Below are 16,177 nucleotides of genomic sequence, written 5' to 3'. Positions count from 1 at the left end.
GCAGCACAACACCGGGCCGCGCGGCGCCCCCGCGCCCGCGCGGCCCGGTGTGTCCCTCCCCATCCGTCAGCGGTGGACGAGGAAGCCGGCGCGCCGACCGGCGGCACGCTCTCTCAGCCACGGTCCCCAGGCGAGCTGCGCGAGCCGTACGGCGAGCACTCCGAGGACGGCCACCTCGGCGGTCAGGAGCAGGCGCTCCACCAGGCCGATCATGACGCCGTGGCCGGGCAGCGCGACGTACGTGATGACCGCCAGGCCGAGGCCGGAGGCGAGCGCCAGCCACTCCAGCGGCCGGGCGGCGGCCTTCCACCGCTCGTCCTGTCCCAGGCGGCCCACCAACTGGATCGCGGCGGCGGGCACACTCACGAAGGCCACCGCCGACAGGACGCCGTGGACGTCCCCCTGCCAGGCCGTGCCCGACGGGACCACGGCGGCGCCGATGAGCGAGACGCTCCACAGGCCGATCAGGCGGGCGGGCCAGCCGTCCACCGGCGCGTCGAGCGCGCGCATCCCGGCCAGCAGTGCGAGCGAGGCCAGCCCGAGGACGGCCATGGCCGTCTCGATGGCGCCGCCCTCGTCACGGGCGGCGTACTGGCTGATCGTCATGGAGACGGGGTTCAGGGAGGCATCCCCGCCCACCTGCGCCGTCACCACGGTGACGACCGCGAGCAGGATGCCGCCGCCGGCGAGCAGGGGGTAAAGCCTCTTGACCATAAGGAGAGAATCCCGCGTACGGCCCGTTCCTAACATCCGGGACAACGCGTAGATCCCCCCGAGAAGGGGTCAGGGTCGTCTCAGGGTGGGGTCCCCGGGGTCTCCCCGGGGACCCCACCCAGGACGTCACTCCTGCGCGGCCTCGTGGTATCGCTCACGCAGGCCGGAGGTGGGGTCGGCCTCGTACCGCTCGGTGGCGCCGGTGTCCCACACCGGCGGTTCCGGTTCCCCGGACAGCAGCCAGGCGGCCTGCTTGGCCGCGCCGTCCGCGACGTACTCGCCGGGGGTGGGCACGAGCACCGGACGCCCGAAGACGGTCGGCGCGATGCGGCGCACGGCCTCCGAGCGGGCGCCGCCGCCGATGAGCAGCACGCGCCGCGGCTCGAGGCCGAGGGCGTCCAGCGCGTCGGCGAGCCCGCAGAGCATGCCCTCCACCGCGGCCCGGGCCAGGTGCTCCGGGGTGGAGTTGCCCAGGCGCAGGCCGTGCAGCGAACCGGTGGCGTCGGGCCGGTTCGGGGTGCGCTCCCCTTCCAGGTACGGCACGAGGACCAGCCCGTCCGCACCGGCAGGGGCCCGCAGAGCCAGGTCGCTCAGCTCCTGGGGCGTGACCCGGAGCATCCGGGCCGCCGCGTCCAGCACCCGCGCCGCGTTCAGCGTGCAGACCAGCGGAAGGTAGTGCCCGGTGGCGTCCGCGAACCCGGCGACCGCCCCGGAGGGGTCGGCGGACGGCGCCTCGGCGACGGCGAACGCCGTGCCCGAGGTGCCGATGGACACGACCACGTCACCGGGCCGCATGCCGACGCCGAGCGCCGCCGCCATGTTGTCGCCCGTGCCGGGCGCGAGCAGCGCGCCGCCCTGCTCGGCCGTCCCCGCCTGTTCGGCGGGACCGAGCACGCGGGGCAGTTCCGGCACCCTGCCCATGGCGAGTTCGAGCAGGTCCGTGCGGTACTCCCCGGTCGCGGGCGACCAGTAACCGGTGCCGGAGGCGTCGCCCCGGTCTGTCGTGATCGTGCCGGGCCGGCCGGCCAGCCGCCAGGTGAGCCAGTCGTGCGGCAGGCACACCGACCGCGTACGGCGCGCGTTGTCCGGCTCGTTCCGGGCGAGCCAGCGGAGCTTGGTCACCGTGAAGGACGCCACCGGGACGCTGCCGACGGCCTCGGCCCACACCTTCGGGCCGCCCAGCTCGGCGACCAGGTCGGCCGCCGCCCCGGCCGAGCGGGTGTCGTTCCACAGCAGTGCGGGCCGGACCACCTCGCCGTCCTCGTCGAGGCAGACCATGCCGTGCTGCTGCGCGCCCACGCTGACGGCGGCGACGTCCGCCAGGCCTCCCGCCTGCTCGATCGCGCTCTGCAGCGCGCTCCACCAGTGGTCAGGATGGACCTCCGTGCCGTCGGGGTGGGGAGCGCGGCCCTCGCGCACGAGGGCCCCGCTCTCCGCGTCCCGGATGACGACCTTGCAGCTCTGGGTCGACGAGTCGACCCCCGCGACCAGCGTCACAGTCGTTACTCCGCTCTCACTGAACCGCTCAGCCGCGGACGCCGAGGAGGTGCTCAATCGCGAGCTGGTTCAGCCGGGTGAAGTGGTAGCCGCGCTCCGCCACCGCGTCCACGTCGATCGACTCGGCGAGGATGTCCTCGTAGGTCTCGCCTGCGGCGAGGGTCGGCTGGGCCAGCTCGTTGCACTTGCTGGCCTCCAGCGCCGCCTGCACCTCGGGGTCGGCGCGGTAGGCCTTCGACTTCTCCTTGAAGATGAGGTAGGTCCGCATGTTGGCCGCGGCCGAGTCCCAGACGTCCTCCTTGTCCTCGGTGCGCAGCGGCTTGTAGTCGAAGTGGCGCGGGCCGTCGTAGCCGCCGTTCTCCAGCAGGTCGACGAGGAAGAACGCGTTCTTCACGTCGCCGTGGCCGAAGATGAGGTCCTGGTCGAACCGCGGGCCGTGCTGGCCGTTGAGGTCGATGTGGAACAGCTTGCCGTGCCACAGCGCCTGGGCGATGCCGTGCACGAAGTTCATCCCGGCCATCTGCTCGTGGCCGGTCTCGGGGTTGAGGCCCACCATCTCGGGGTGCTCCAGCGAGTTGATGAACGCCAGGGCGTGCCCGATCGTCGGGAGCAGGATGTCGCCGCGCGGCTCGTTCGGCTTGGGCTCGACGGCGAAGCGGATGTCGTAGCCCTTGTCGATCACGTACTGGCAGAGGAGGTCGAAGCCCTCCTTGTAGCGGTCGAGCGCGACCCGCACGTCCTTGGCGGCCTCGGACTCGGCGCCCTCACGGCCGCCCCAGCACACGTACGTCTTCGCGCCAAGCTCGGCGGCGAGGTCGATGTTGCGCATCACCTTGCGCAGCGCGTAGCGCCGGACCTCGCGGTCGTTGCTGGTGAACCCGCCGTCCTTGAAGATCGGGTGGGTGAACAGGTTGGTGGTGGCCATCGGCACCTTCATGCCGGTGTCGGCCAGCGCCTTCTTGAGGTTCTCGATCGCCTTGGCCCGGTCCGGCTCCACCGCGAGGAGGTCGTCGTCGTGGAAGGTCACACCGTACGCGCCGAGCTCGGCCAGGCGGTGGACGCTCTCGACCGGGTCCAGCGGGGCCCGGGACGCGTCGCCGAACTGGTCGCGCGCCTGCCAGCCGACGGTCCACAGCCCGAACGTGAATCGGTCCTCGGGAGTGGGGGTGTACATGAATCGCCTCCGAATTAGTCTATGTTGTGGACTAAATATCGGACGTGACAAGCCGTACGGTCAAGAGGGTGTGTCGGTGTTATCAACGTCCCGCAGTGGAGGATGTGATGGCGCGGGCCACAGGGTGTGAGACGGGACACACGTGATGGAGCGCGATGACACCCGCGTTGCGGGTGGGGCGGAACACGGGCGAGGAGGTGCGATGACGCAGGCCCTGCGGCATGACGCGATGCGCGCCCGGAACCTGGCGCTCGTCCTCGGCGCGGTCGGCGCCCGGGGGTCGGTGACGCGCGCCGCCCTGGCCGAGATCACCGGCCTGACCAAGACGACGGTGTCCAAGCTCGTCGGCGACCTCATCGAGGGCGGGCTCGTGGTGGAGACCGGGACCGTGCGCGACGGAGAGCGCGGCAGGCCCGGGGTCGAGATCCGGATCAGCGGGCAGCGCGTCGCCGCACTCGGGCTCGAGGTCAACGTCGACTACCTCGCGGTGTGCGTGGTCGATCTCGCCCGGACGGTACGGCTGCGCCGTACACAGGCTGTGGACAACCGGGCCGCGGCCCCTGTGGACGTGATCGCGCGACTTGGGGATTTGGCCGCCACGGTTGTGGACGAAGCTGTGGAGAAAGGCCTGCGGGTGGTCGGCGGCGTGCTGGCGGTCCCGGGTCCTGTGGACATGACCAGCGGGGTCGTCCACAACGCGCCGAACCTCGGCTGGCGCGACGTGCCGCTGGCCTCGCTCCTGCGGTTCCCCTTCCCCGTACGCGTGGAGAACGAGGCCAACCTGGCCGCGCTCGGCGAGCTGTGGTTCGGATCCGGGCTGCCCGATTTCCTGCACGTGTCGGGAGAGATCGGCATCGGAGCCGGTCTCGTGGTCCGCGGCCGGCTCTTCCGGGGGGCGCACGGCCTGGCCGGCGAGCTCGGGCACGTCGTCGTCTCCCCCGGCGGCCCGCCGTGCCGCTGCGGCGGCCGCGGCTGCCTCGAACAGTACGCCGGGCAGGACGCCCTCCTGACCGCCGTCCGCGGCGCCGCCGCGTCGATCGGTCCCGCCGCCGGCACGCGTCAGGCGGGGGCGTCCGGGGAGGTGCCGGCCGAAGAGCCGCGCGAAGTCACGGACCACGCGACCGGTGAGGAGCACGCACCGTCCCCCGCGCCGCCCGACGGTGAAGCCGGGGCAACGCCCGGCGTGCCGGACGACGCCGAAGCCGGGGCAATGCCCGATGTGCCGGACGATGCCAAAGCAGGTGCCCCGGTGGACGGCGAGGCAGGCGCGACCTCCGTCGTGCCCACCGACAGCGAACCCGGCGCGATGGGCGGCGTGCCGGACGGCGGCGGGGCAGGGGTCACGGACGACGACGGGCCGCCGGCGCACCTTGGCCGTACGACCTGGGCGGAGGCGGCGATGACGTCCGCGTCGCCCTCGCCGGAGATGCTCCTTCCCGCGCAGCAGGGCCTGTCATGGGTGCTTTCCCGGCTCCGGGAGGGCGACGAGAACGCGCGCGCCGCGTGCGAGCGGGCGGCGTGGGCGCTCGGCGTGGCCCTGTCGTCGGCGGTCAACCTGGTGGACCCCGACGCGATCGTCCTCGGCGGGATCTACGCACCGCTCTTCCCCTGGATCGGCCACACGGTCGCCGACACGCTGAAGGCCCACCTCGGGCAGATGCGCGGCGCCATACCGCCCGTGGTCGTCTCACGGCTCGGCGCCGAGGCCGCCGCCCTCGGCGCGGCCGGCCAGGTGATCGAGCAGGTCATGGCCGACCCCGCAGCCCTTCTGCAGGGCTAGTGAGCGCCACCGTCCCGCTGAGTGGCCCGCTGAGTGGCCCGCAGCGCGGCCTCGTACTGCCCGCGCTCGAAGACGCAGGGCCCGAGCGCGCTCAGATCCCACCGGCCGTCCCGACAGCCGTCGCGAAAACCGCTCCAGATGACGGTCGTACCGGTGACCTCCATCCGGGCGGTCGGAGGGTCACAGGCCCGAGGGGTCGCGGCCGAGGCTGATCTCCTCGGCGATGCGCCGCAGTTCGTCGGCGGCCAGCCGGGGCGTGCCGGGCAGATTGGAGGTCAGCGCCGCGATCACCTGGTGGTAGGGCGCACCGGCATGACGGACGGCTACCTCGTGCACCGCCCGGAACAGGACCAGGTTGTCCTCACGCTCCCGCGTCGCCCTGTCGACGATCATGACGCCCCCCTTCGCCGGCCTCGACGCCGGCACCGCTACCTGACCGCCCACTCCGGCGCCGTACGGAACGCCGGCGGGCGGCTCGCCACCCCCTGGCGGCTCTGCCCGCTCGCCACCGTACGACCTGGCACCGACAGTTTCCGGGAGACCCGGCGAGGTACAATTACTTGAGAGTTCAACTTTTTCGGGAGGGCGTCATGCCGGTCCAGCGACTCAACCACGCCGTGCTGTACGTGCGGGACGTTTCCCGCAGCGTGGCCTTCTACCAGGAAGCCCTCGGGTTCCGCGTCGTGCAGGCGTTCCCGGGGGCCGCGTTCCTGCAGGCCGAGGGGTCCACGAACGACCACGACCTCGGGCTGTTCCAGATCGGGACGCAGGCGGGGCCGTCGTCCGCCGGGCGCGCGACGGTCGGCCTCTACCACCTCGCGTGGGAGGTGGACACGCTCGCAGAGCTGCAGCGGATCGCGACCACGCTGACGGAGATGAACGCCCTGGTCGGCGCCTCCGACCACTCCACCACCAAGGCCCTCTACGCGAAGGACCCGGACGGGCTGGAGTTCGAGGTCTCCTGGCTGGTGCCCGCGCACCTGCTCACCGAGGAGACCCTGGCAGGGCGCACCCAGATCAGGCCGCTGGACCTGGCCAAGGAGCTGGAGCGGTACGGCGCGCAGACACGCGGCGGGGTCGGCGTCAGCGTCTGATCCGGCGATCGCGGGCGGCCGTCCTCTCGACGGCCGCCCGGCGGCCGACCCGGCCAACCCGGCCAACCCGGCCGACCCGGCCGACCCGGGCTGACCCACCCCTGCCGGTCCTTGCCGACCCTGCCGACACCCGGCCGGCCCGATGCGCCCGGCCTCGTCCGTTGACCGACCTGTTCATGCCAGTTATCGCAAACATCTCCCTCTCGGCCCTCGACAGCCTTACCATGATCGCGATCTGGGACCGGTACAGCGAGGGAGCAGGACGGATCATGGCTGACGACGACCAGCACGTGAGCGGTGCCCCGGCGGACAACGAGCAGGCGGGGACCAGGATCGACACGAGCAAACCGAGCATCGCCCGTGTCTACGACTTCTTCCTCGGCGGGAAGGACAACTTCGCCATCGACCGGCAGGTGGGCGAGGCGACATTGAAGATCGCGCCGGACGCTCCCGCGGCGGGCCGCGCGAACCGCGCCTTCCTCCGGCGCGTCGTCCACTATCTCGCGGCCGAGGCGGGCATCCGGCAGTTCCTCGACATCGGCTCGGGTCTGCCGACCCAGGGCAACGTCCACGAGGTGGCCCAGGAGGTCGCCCCGGAGGCGCGGGTCGTCTATGTCGACAACGACCCGATCGTGCTCGCGCACGGCCGGGCGCTGCTCGCCACGAACGGGAGCACCACGGTCGTCGAGGCCGACATCCGCGACCCGGAGTCGATCCTGAACCACCCCTCGGTCGGGGCGCTCATCGACTTCGACCAGCCGGTGGCCCTGCTGCTGTTCGCGATCCTGCATCACGTCAACGAACACGAGGACCCCCAGGGCATCGCCGCCCGCTTCCGCTCGGCCCTGCCCTCCGGCAGCTATCTGGCGCTGTCCCATTTCCACAACCCGGGGCCCGCGATGCCCGAGGTGTCGGCGCAGGCCACGTCGGCCGAGAAACTGTTCAACGAGCACCTCGGCACGGGCCGGTGGCGCACCCGCGACGAGATCCTCGCCTACTTCGGCGACCTGCCGCTCCTCGAACCCGGTCTGGTGCCCCTCGCCGAGTGGCGGCCGGATCCCGGCGAGTTCGTCGATCGCGGCATCACCTACCACACGTTCGTCGGTGCCGTCGCCCACAAGCCCTGAAATGTCGCCCGGGCGATAAACGTTAGATACGTCACTGCCCCGCCGTACGGCCCGACAGGCATCGGCGCAGGCCGCGGGCCGTGCGACGGCGGGCCGCTGATCGGCGGGGTAGGTGGGGGGACCCCGCTTCGGTTGACATGGGCGAGCAGCGACGGTGATGCTCGGAGGTGGCTGCCCCTCTACAGGAAGGCGGCTCCGACATGATGACCATCAATGGGTCGTTCGAATCCGCTCTACACAAGAAGAACCTGCTCTATCTCGACAAGCAACTGGTCGTACGCACCTCCGACGACGGCTCCGTACGGCTGATCGGGCAGATCGATCTCACCAACGGCGACGCGATCGCCGACACCCTCCACAGGCAGTGGACGAGGCCCGGAACGGGAACCGTGGACGTCGCCGAACTCCAGTTCATCGACCTCTACGGCCTGCGCGCCCTGGCCCTGCTGTCCGACATGCCCCTGGGCCGGCCGATCCGGCTGCACAACGCCACGCCGGCGCTGCGGAGGCTGCTCGCCCTCCTCGACTGGCCCGCCTTCACCATCGGCTGACCCCGCGGTCCACTCGGGCCCCTCGGCCGCGCCGATCGCGGGCGGCGCGTCCGCCGTTCTCCCGGTTTTCTCGTCCTCCGGGTTTCCCGTATCCCGCGTTTCTCCTGCTCCGTATGGAGGAAGGTATCCGACGACGGTCGCACGACCGTTATGACCAGCGCTTGAGCCTTTATCCAGGTTCAGGCGGGATTCATCCGTGAGTTCCCCCCGACTCTCGCGAGGAGGGGTGATGTGATCCTGAACCGGGTGCTCAACACGTCCGTGGCCCTGCTGCGCGGCGTGCTGTCCGAGCCGTTCCGAGATCTGCTTCCGTGCCCTCGTGAGGTGCGCGTCTCCCCCGGCGGGTTGCGCATCAACCTGCACGGGATCGGCCGGCCCGGCTCCGAAGCGGCGGCCGGCCGGCTGGAGGAGCGGCTGGAGACCGTCCCCGGCGTCGAGCGCGCCGAGGTCAACGGCCGCATCGGCGCCGTCTTCGTCGCCTGTGACCCGGACCAGGTCGATCAGGACAAGCTACTGGCCGTCGCCGCGGAGCTCGACGAGCAGGAGGAGCACGCTCACGAGAGCCCCGTCCACCTCGTGGAGGAGCACCTGCGGGCGACCGTGCGGCTGACGGCCGGCGTCACCGGAATCGGGCTGATCTTCCTCGGCAAGGTAATCCGGGCCCCCCAGCTCCCGGCGGTCGTCCCCGCGGTGGTGCAACTGGTCAACGCCACGCCCGCGATCCGCGAGCAGCTCGACCGCCGGCTGGGACGCCGTCCCACCGACGCTCTGTTCACCACCGCCAACCTCGTCACGCAGACCCTCACACTCCGCCCCACCGCGCTGTTCGTGCAGGCCGTCGCGAACGTGGGCCGCTACATCGAGACCAGGGCCAGCCGGTACGCCTGGGAGGGACTGGAGGAGCGGCTGGCCACCCGCCCGGGTGCCTATCACCACATCAGGGCCGAGGCCCGGCGGCGGCCGACCCACCTGCCGCACGGCCCGGTCGAGCGTTACGCGGACGTGGTCGCCCCGATCAGCGCCGCCGCGTACGCGGTGACCCGGGTGCTCACTCGGGGCGAACGGGCCGCGTCCGTCCTCATCTCCGCCACCCCCCGGGTCGCCGACCTCAGCCGGGAGGCGTTCGCGGGCGCGATCAGCCGCGCGCTCGGCAAGCACGACACGGTCGTCTTCGACGCCGACTGCCTGCGCACGATGGACCGCGTCGACACCGTCGTCCTGCACGCCGACGCGCTGACGACCGGCTCGTGGACGATCGACCGCGTCGAGCCGCTGCTCGAAGGGCAGGACACCGACGAGCTGTACTCGCGGCTCTACTCCCTCATCGACTTCTCCGACCCCGGGCGTGCCCGGACCCTGGAGGGCTGGTCGGCCCGGCCGCTGCCCGACCCCGAAGGACTGGTCGCGGACGCCGCCCTGTGGCGGTCGCGCGGGCTGCGGGCGGTGGAGGTGTCCAGGAACGGCACCCGGATCGCCGTCGCCGGGCTGGCCCGGGAGATCGACGCCCTGGCCGTGCCCGTCGTCGGCGCGGCCAAGGCGGCCGGCGCCGTCTTCCTCGCGGGCGGCGACGAGGGCCTGGCACAGCGCCTCGCGATCGGCCGGACGCTGCCCGGAGGCCCGGAGCTAGCCGAGCACGTGCACGACCTGCAGGCGGCGGGCCACTGTGTGGCCGTCGTGTCCAAGGGGGCCTGGCACTCGCTCGCCCAGGCCGACATCGGCCTCGGGGTGGTCGATCCCGAGGCCGTCGAGCCCGGACGCATGGTGCCGTGGGACGCCGACATCGCGGGCGAACTGCACGGCGTCCACCTGTTCCTGCGCTGCCTGCCCCGGGCGCGCGGCAACAGCGGGAACGGCGTGAAACTCGGCGCGGCGGGCGCGTGCGTCGGCACCCTGCTGGCCGCCGCGGGCCCGGCCGCCACCTCCCTGCGCCGGGCGCAGCTCGCCAGCGCCGCCGTCTCGCTGGCCGCCATCGTGCTCGGCGAATGGTCCGGGCAGAACGCGGGTCGCGTTCCCACCCCGCCTCGCGCCGACATCACCCCGTGGCACGCAATGTCCGCGCGGGAGGTGTTGTCCCGGCTCCGCTCCTCGACGCAGGGCATCGCCGAGCAGGAGGCGGGCAGGCGCCGAGCCGAGGCCGCGCCGGAGAAGGTGGAGGGCCCTCACTCGCTGGCGCGGGCCACGGTGGAGGAGCTCGCGAACCCGCTCACGCCCGCCCTCGCCACCGGCGCGGGGATATCGGCCCTCGTCGGCTCGGCCCTCGACGCCGTGCTCATCAGCGGCGTCATGGTCATCAACGCGTTCCTCGGGGGCGTGCAGCGGTTCAAGGCCGACCGGGCGCTGCACCGCCTGACCGAGTCGACCGAGATCCTCGTACGGCTGCGCCGCCCCGAGGGCGTCGTCGAGACGACGAGGGACGAACTCGCGCCCGGTGACGTCATCGAGCTGCGCGCCGGGGACGCCGTGCCCGCCGACGCCCGCGTCATCAACGCCGTCGGGCTGGAGGTGGACGAGTCCACGCTCACCGGAGAGTCCCAGCTCGTCGCCAAGACGGCCGCGCCGACCGTGGCGGCGGCCATCGCCGACCGCAGCTCGATGGTCTACCTGGGCACGTCGATCGCGGCGGGCAGCGGACGGGCGGTGGTCGTCGCGACGGGCGACATGACCGAGTCGGGGCGCAGCGCCAGGCTCGCCGGCGAGCCGAGCCCGCCCACCGGGGTGGAGCTGCGCCTGCGGGAGCTGAGCCGCCGCATCCTGCCGATCTCGATCGCCTCCGGGGTGGCGCTGCTCGTCATCGACCTCCTGCGCGGACGGCCGCTGGCCGCGGCGCTCACGCCGGCCGTGAGCCTGACGGTCGCCGCCGTGCCCGAGGGGCTCCCGTTCATCGCCACCGTGGCGGAGCTGGCCGCCGCGCGGCGGTTGTCCAGGCGTGCCGCACTGGTGCGCAACCCGTCCACGATCGAGGCCCTGGGCCGGGTCAACGTGCTGTGCTTCGACAAGACGGGCACGCTCACCGAGGGCCGCATCAGCCTGCGGCACGTGTCGGACGGGCGCGCGGGCCGTCCCGTCGAGGAGGCGGACGCCGGGCTGCGGCGCGTCCTCGCCGCGGCCGTACGGGCCAGCCCCAAGTCCGGCGTGGGACGGGTGATCGCTCACCCGACCGACCGCGCCGTGCTCGACGGCGCCCATCGGCTGGACGTCACGCCGGGCGAAGGGTTCGAGAGCTGGGAGCGCGTCGACGAGATGCCGTTCGAGCCGGGCCGGGGTTACCACGCGGTGCTCGGCCGCACCGAGCACGGGCACCTGCTCAGTGTGAAGGGCGCCCCCGAGATCGTGCTCACCCACTGCACCACCGTGCACCGCGACACCGGGCCGGTCCCCTGCGACGAGACCGTACGCGGGGAGCTGGAGCAGGAGGTGGAACGGCTGGCCCGGCAGGGGTACCGCGTGCTCGCCGTCGCGCAGCGGCCCGCCTCCGACCGGAGCGACCTCGACGAGTCACGCATCGAGGAGCTGTGCTTCCTCGGCTTCCTCGGCCTGGCCGACCCGGTCAGGTCCACGGCCGCGGAGAGCGTCAGGCGCCTCATGCGGGCCGGGGTGCGGATCGTCATGGTCACCGGCGACCACCCCAGCACCGCCGAGGCGATCGCGGTCGAGCTGAACGCGTTGAACGGCCAGCGCGTCATGACCGGCCCCGAGCTGGACGCACTGGACGACGAGACGCTGACCAAGGTGCTGCCCGACGTGGCGGTCTTCGCCAGGACCACACCCGCGCACAAGGCCAGGATCGTCACGTGCCTGCGCCGGGCGGGGGAGGTCGTCGCCGTCACAGGGGACGGCGCCAACGACGCGCCCGCCATCCGCACGGCCGACGTGGGCATCGCACTCGGCTCGCGGGCGACGCCCGCCGCACGGGCCGCCGCCGACCTCGTCGTCACCGACGACCGCATCGAGACGATCGTGGACGCCATAGTCGAGGGCAGGGCGATGTGGACCTCGGTGCGCGACGCGCTGAGCATCCTCCTCGGCGGCAACATCGGCGAGATCGCCTTCACCGTGGGGTCCAACCTGCTGGCGGGCGGCAGCGCGCTCAACGCCCGGCAGCTCCTGCTGGTCAACCTGCTCACCGACATGGTGCCGGCCATGGCGGTCGCCGTACGGCCGCCCGCCTCGACCGACCCGGACAAGCTCCTCGCCGAGGGCCCGGAGGCGTCGCTGGGCGAGTCGCTGACCCGCGACATCTACCTGCGCGCGGCGGTCACGACGGCGGCGGCGACGGCGGCCTGGATCCTGGGCCGCATGACCGGCACCCGTGTGCGCGCGAACACCATCGGCCTGGTCGCGCTCGTGTCCGCGCAACTGCTGCAGACGCTCGCGGGCGGCCGGGACAGGATCGTCGTGCTCGCGTCGCTGGCGTCGCTGGCCGTCCTGTGGCTCATCGTCACGGTGCCGGGAGTCAGCACGGTCTTCGGCTGCCGGCCGCTCGGCCCGGCGGGCTGGGTCATCGGGCTGGGCAGCGCGGCCGCCGCGACGCTGGTGGGGATTCTCGTGCGGCGCCCGGTCAGGGAGGCGACGACCCGCGCCGAGGCCGAGCGCCGCCGGAGCGCGGCCCACGTGCCCGTCCCCGCCTGACCGGGCCACCCGCCGGCCGCGCCGCCGGACCGTGCGTACGGCGGTCAGGGGCGGTCAGGGACGAGCCGCCTCCGCGGGCTGTGCGGACGCGTGAGCGACGCCCCGGCCGCGGGGTCGCCGGGCCACCAGAAACGGTCGCCCAGCAGCGTGACCAGCGCGGGGACGAGCACGCTGCGCACGAGGACCGTGTCGAGCAGCACGCCGAACCCGACGATCACCCCGATCTGGGTGAGTGTGATCAGCGGCAGCACGCCGAGCACGGAGAACACGGCGGCGAGCAGGACCCCGGCGCTCGTGATGACACCGCCGGTCACCGCGAGAGCGGTGACCACACCGTCGCGGGTGCCCTGTTCCGCCGCCTCCTCCCTGGCCCGGGTGGCGAGGAAGATGTTGTAGTCGATCCCCAGCGCCACGAGGAACAGGAAACTGAGCAGCGGGACGTCGAGGTCGAGCGCGGGGAAGCCGAGCAGGTGCCTGAAGGCGAACCACCCCGCGCCGACGCTCGCCCCGAAGCTCGCGATCACGGTCAGCACCAGCGTCACCGCCGCGACCACCGAGCGGAGCAGGGCGAGCAGGACGAGCAGGACCACTCCCAGCACGAGCGGCATGATCAGCTTCTGGTCGCGCGCGGCAGCGTCGCGTTCGTCCAGGTCGACGGCCGGCTGCCCGCCGACGACGGCCTGCGCTTCGGGCACGGCGTGCACCGCCGCGCGCAGCGCGCGGACCGCCGAGAACGCGGCCTCCGTGCCCGGTTCCGCCCGCAACACCACGTCGGCCCGGGCGTACTCGGCGGTCCGGTCGCCCGGCGTGACCCGCACGACCCCGGGAACCCGCGAGGCGGCGGCCTCGACCTGTTCGGCCGCGGAGGCGCGGGAGATCAGGATGAGCGGCTGCGAGCTCCCGGCCGGGAAGGCGCGGCTGAGCGTCTCCTGCCCCGCGATGGCCTCGACCCTCTCCCGGAACTGCTCCGTCTGCGACAGGCCGACCTTCAGCCCGGCGGCGCCCAGAGCCAGCACGGCCAGCACCGCCACGCTCACCACGGTCATCAGCGTGGGCCGCCGCGACACCGCGCCGCCCACGCGCGCCCACACGCCGCCGCGGGCCGGGTCCGGCTGCCCCGTCCTGGGGGCGAACGGCCAGAACAGCCCCCGGCCGAACAGCACGAGCGTGGCGGGAAGGACCAGCAGGGCGTAGCAGACGGCGGTCACGATGCCGATCGCCCCGGCCAGACCGATACCGCGTACCGCCGGCGAGTCCGCGAGGACCAGCGTCACCAGGGCGAGCGTGACCGTCGCCGAACTGGCCAGGATGGCCGGGGCCGCCGAGCGGACGGCCCGCGCCATGGCCCTGTGCCGGTCGTCGTGGACGCGAAGCTGCTCCCGGTAGCGGGCGATGAGCAGCAACGCGTAGTTGGTGCCCGCGCCGAACACCAGCACGGAGGTGATGCCGAGGGTCGAGTCGTCCACGGTCAGCCCAGCCGTGCGGGTGAGCAGCGCGACGATCTTGGCCGCGACCTGGTCGGCGACGCCGATGACGCCGAGGGGAACCAGCCACAGCCACGGGCTGCGATAGGTGATCAACAGCAGGAGCGCGACGACCGACGCGGTGACCGCCAGGAGGGTGAGGTTCGCGCCGTCGAACACCGCCGCGAGGTCGACCTTGAACCCGGCCGGGCCGGTGACCTGCGCCCGCGCCCCCGCGGGCAAGCCGGCCGCGGCTTCCTCGCGGATCTTCCGTACGGCGTCGGTGAGATCCGCGAGCGGCAGTGCGCCGCGCAGCGGCACGCTCAGCAGCGCCACGTCACCTTTCTCCGAGTAGACGGGCGGCGGCACCCGCCCGCCCGCCGCCAGGGCCGCCAGTTGCCGCGTGTCCGCGTCGATCGACGCCCGGTCCTGCGGCGACAGCCCGCCGTCACGGCTGTAGACGACCAGGGCCGGCGCGAGCTGGCCGCTCGGCAGCCGCTGCTGCAGCCGGGCCACCGTGGCCGACTCCGCGCCCCTGGGCAGCGCGGCGGCGGGGTCGCTGTTCACCTTCGACGCGCCCCCGAACGCCAGGGCCAGACCGGAGACGATGATCGCCAGGACGACCGCGACCCACTTGCCCCGGGGACCCGAGAGCGCGGCCGTTCCACTATGCTCTGCTCGCCTCATCCGCCAACTCTTTCCATGGTGGAATAGTTCTACCGTGGAAAGATTAGGTGCGCCGGAGGTGATTGGCAACGCGGGAGGTGGTGCGTGTGGCCGAGGAGACCGTGGATCCCTTCGAGCTGATGAACCTGATGCGACGCCTCAACGTCGAGGTGGACCGGTTCGCCGAGCAGTTCGCGGTCGGCCACGGGCTGCACCGCACGGACCTCGACGCGCTCACCGTGATCATGGACGCCTCGCGTGAGGGGCGGCCACTGACCCCGGGGGCCCTGGGCGCGGCGCTCAACCTGAGCGCGCCCGCCACCAGCGCCCTGATCAACCGGCTTGAGCAGGCCGGCCATCTCACGCGGCACCGGAGCACCGGCGACCGGCGGAAGGTGGAACTCGCCATGCACGAGCAGGCGGCGGCCCTCGCGAGCCGCTTCTTCGCGCCGCTCGGACGTCGGATGTCGGCGGCGCTCGACGAGTTCACCCCGGCGGAGCGCCGCGTCATCGGGCGTTTCCTCGCCCGGAGCATCGAGGCCACCATCGCGGCCGGACAGGAGACGACCGGCGAGGACGCGTGACGGCGTAGCGGTCATCGTGGCCATAGCCACCCGTGACCGGTCGCCGGGAATCGCCGGATTCGCGGCCACTCGACCCGCGTCAAGTTCGGGAATTGACAGAACAATGCCAGCGGCGGACATCTTGCTGAGCCGCGTCCGCCTGGTTGTCCCGCCTTTCTCTTCGCACTGTTGATGGTGGGAGAAAAAACCACGAGGAGAAAGTCAGGGAAATGACACACACAGTCACGCCCGCGGCACGCCCCAACGTCGCCACGGAACTGTCCATCGTGCCTTCTCCACGACAGGGCGGGCGGACCGGACCGCAGCACACCAATCACCGCGGGTCCACCCGGCCGTATATCGCACTCGCCACCGACGAGCCCGGAGTCCGCGGACTTTTCCGATTCCGTCCGGAGGCCGCGCTGCCGATGAACCAGCTGGTGGACGTCCTGTTACGCGGGGACGGCACGCTCGGCCGCGGAGAACGCGAATTGATCGCCACCTACGTTTCCGCGCTGAACCGCTGCCGATTCTGTTTCCACACCCATGCCGCGTTCGCCGCCGTACGACTGCCCGAGGGGATGGACCTGGTCGAGCAGGTGCGCGCCGACCTCGACACCGCGCCGGTGACGCCCAAGATGCGGGCGCTGCTGCGCATCGCGGCCTCCGTACAGCGCGGTGGCAGGGAGGTGACCGAGGAACAGGTCGCCGCCGCCCGCACCGAGGGCGCCACGGACCTGGAAATCCACGACACCGTCCTCATCGCCGCCGCCTTCTGCATGTTCAACCGGTACGTCGACGGCCTCGGCACAGTGGCCTCCGACGACCCGGAGCACTATCTCGAACGGGCCAGGCTCACGCAGGGATACGTGGCGGTGCTGGCCGAGGCCCTGGCGGCGGGATGAGGGTGGGGCGGCAG

The 16,177-nt window shown here is 72.6% G+C and carries 12 protein-coding genes; 7 read left to right on the top strand and 5 right to left on the bottom strand.

Annotation, left to right across the window (positions count from 1 at the left end):
- Positions 1–66: 66 nt before the first annotated feature.
- From HHX30_RS28955 to xylA, 3 genes are all read right to left on the bottom strand, one after another.
- The gene (locus HHX30_RS28955; RefSeq protein ID WP_249350561.1) at positions 67–714 is read right to left on the bottom strand and encodes a DUF998 domain-containing protein; all 648 of its coding nucleotides are present in this window, start codon (positions 712–714) and stop codon (positions 67–69) included.
- A 126-nt stretch (positions 715–840) separates the two neighbouring features.
- Positions 841–2,211 carry a xylulokinase gene (xylB, locus tag HHX30_RS28950; RefSeq protein WP_169985552.1) on the bottom strand — a complete coding sequence of 457 codons (1,371 nt, stop codon included), beginning with the start codon at positions 2,209–2,211 and terminating at the stop codon, positions 841–843.
- 28 nt (positions 2,212–2,239) lie between these two features.
- Entirely contained in the window at positions 2,240–3,385 is a 1,146-nt protein-coding gene (xylA, locus tag HHX30_RS28945; RefSeq protein WP_169985550.1) for a xylose isomerase, read from the bottom strand.
- 202 nt (positions 3,386–3,587) lie between these two features.
- Between xylA and HHX30_RS28940 the strand changes: the two genes are divergently transcribed.
- Positions 3,588–5,165 (top strand): ROK family protein, encoded by a 1,578-nt coding sequence (locus HHX30_RS28940; protein WP_169985548.1) that lies wholly within the window; start codon positions 3,588–3,590, stop codon positions 5,163–5,165.
- 180 nt (positions 5,166–5,345) lie between these two features.
- Here HHX30_RS28940 and HHX30_RS28935 read toward each other — a convergent pair whose 3' ends face one another.
- Positions 5,346–5,558, bottom strand: a complete 213-nt coding sequence (locus tag HHX30_RS28935) for a hypothetical protein (protein WP_169985546.1) — start codon at positions 5,556–5,558, stop codon at positions 5,346–5,348.
- 197 nt (positions 5,559–5,755) lie between these two features.
- On the opposite strand from HHX30_RS28935, the gene HHX30_RS28930 reads away from it, so the two are divergent.
- The 4 genes from HHX30_RS28930 to HHX30_RS28915 all read left to right on the top strand — a co-directional run bounded on the left by HHX30_RS28930 (position 5,756) and on the right by HHX30_RS28915 (position 12,566).
- On the top strand, positions 5,756–6,259 hold the full coding sequence (locus HHX30_RS28930) for a VOC family protein (RefSeq protein ID WP_169985544.1): 504 nt from the start codon (positions 5,756–5,758) through the stop codon (positions 6,257–6,259).
- Between the two features lie 269 nt (positions 6,260–6,528).
- Positions 6,529–7,386, top strand: coding sequence for an SAM-dependent methyltransferase (locus tag HHX30_RS28925; protein WP_169985542.1), 858 nt, complete (start codon positions 6,529–6,531; stop codon positions 7,384–7,386).
- A gap of 200 nt (positions 7,387–7,586) precedes the next feature.
- Positions 7,587–7,937 carry an STAS domain-containing protein gene (locus HHX30_RS28920; RefSeq protein ID WP_169985540.1) on the top strand — a complete coding sequence of 117 codons (351 nt, stop codon included), beginning with the start codon at positions 7,587–7,589 and terminating at the stop codon, positions 7,935–7,937.
- Between the two features lie 231 nt (positions 7,938–8,168).
- Positions 8,169–12,566 (top strand): HAD-IC family P-type ATPase, encoded by a 4,398-nt coding sequence (locus tag HHX30_RS28915; RefSeq protein ID WP_169985538.1) that lies wholly within the window; start codon positions 8,169–8,171, stop codon positions 12,564–12,566.
- Between the two features lie 44 nt (positions 12,567–12,610).
- Here the strand turns inward: HHX30_RS28915 and HHX30_RS28910 are convergent, their stop codons facing one another.
- On the bottom strand, positions 12,611–14,716 hold the full coding sequence (locus HHX30_RS28910; protein WP_169985537.1) for an MMPL family transporter: 2,106 nt from the start codon (positions 14,714–14,716) through the stop codon (positions 12,611–12,613).
- A gap of 86 nt (positions 14,717–14,802) precedes the next feature.
- Here HHX30_RS28910 and HHX30_RS28905 point away from each other — a divergent pair, with 86 nt between their 5' ends.
- The gene (locus HHX30_RS28905) at positions 14,803–15,279 is read left to right on the top strand and encodes a MarR family transcriptional regulator (protein WP_211592709.1); all 477 of its coding nucleotides are present in this window, start codon (positions 14,803–14,805) and stop codon (positions 15,277–15,279) included.
- Positions 15,280–15,488: 209 nt separating this feature from the next.
- Positions 15,489–16,163 carry a carboxymuconolactone decarboxylase family protein gene (locus HHX30_RS28900; RefSeq protein ID WP_169985535.1) on the top strand — a complete coding sequence of 225 codons (675 nt, stop codon included), beginning with the start codon at positions 15,489–15,491 and terminating at the stop codon, positions 16,161–16,163.
- The last annotated feature ends 14 nt before the right edge of the window (positions 16,164–16,177 follow it).

The sequence above is a fragment of the Microbispora sp. H10836 genome, from assembly GCF_012999525.1.
GTDB lineage: Bacteria > Actinomycetota > Actinomycetes > Streptosporangiales > Streptosporangiaceae > Microbispora.
The sequence above is the reverse complement of the archived record's forward strand: the minus strand, read 5'-3'. Positions and strand labels throughout refer to the sequence as shown.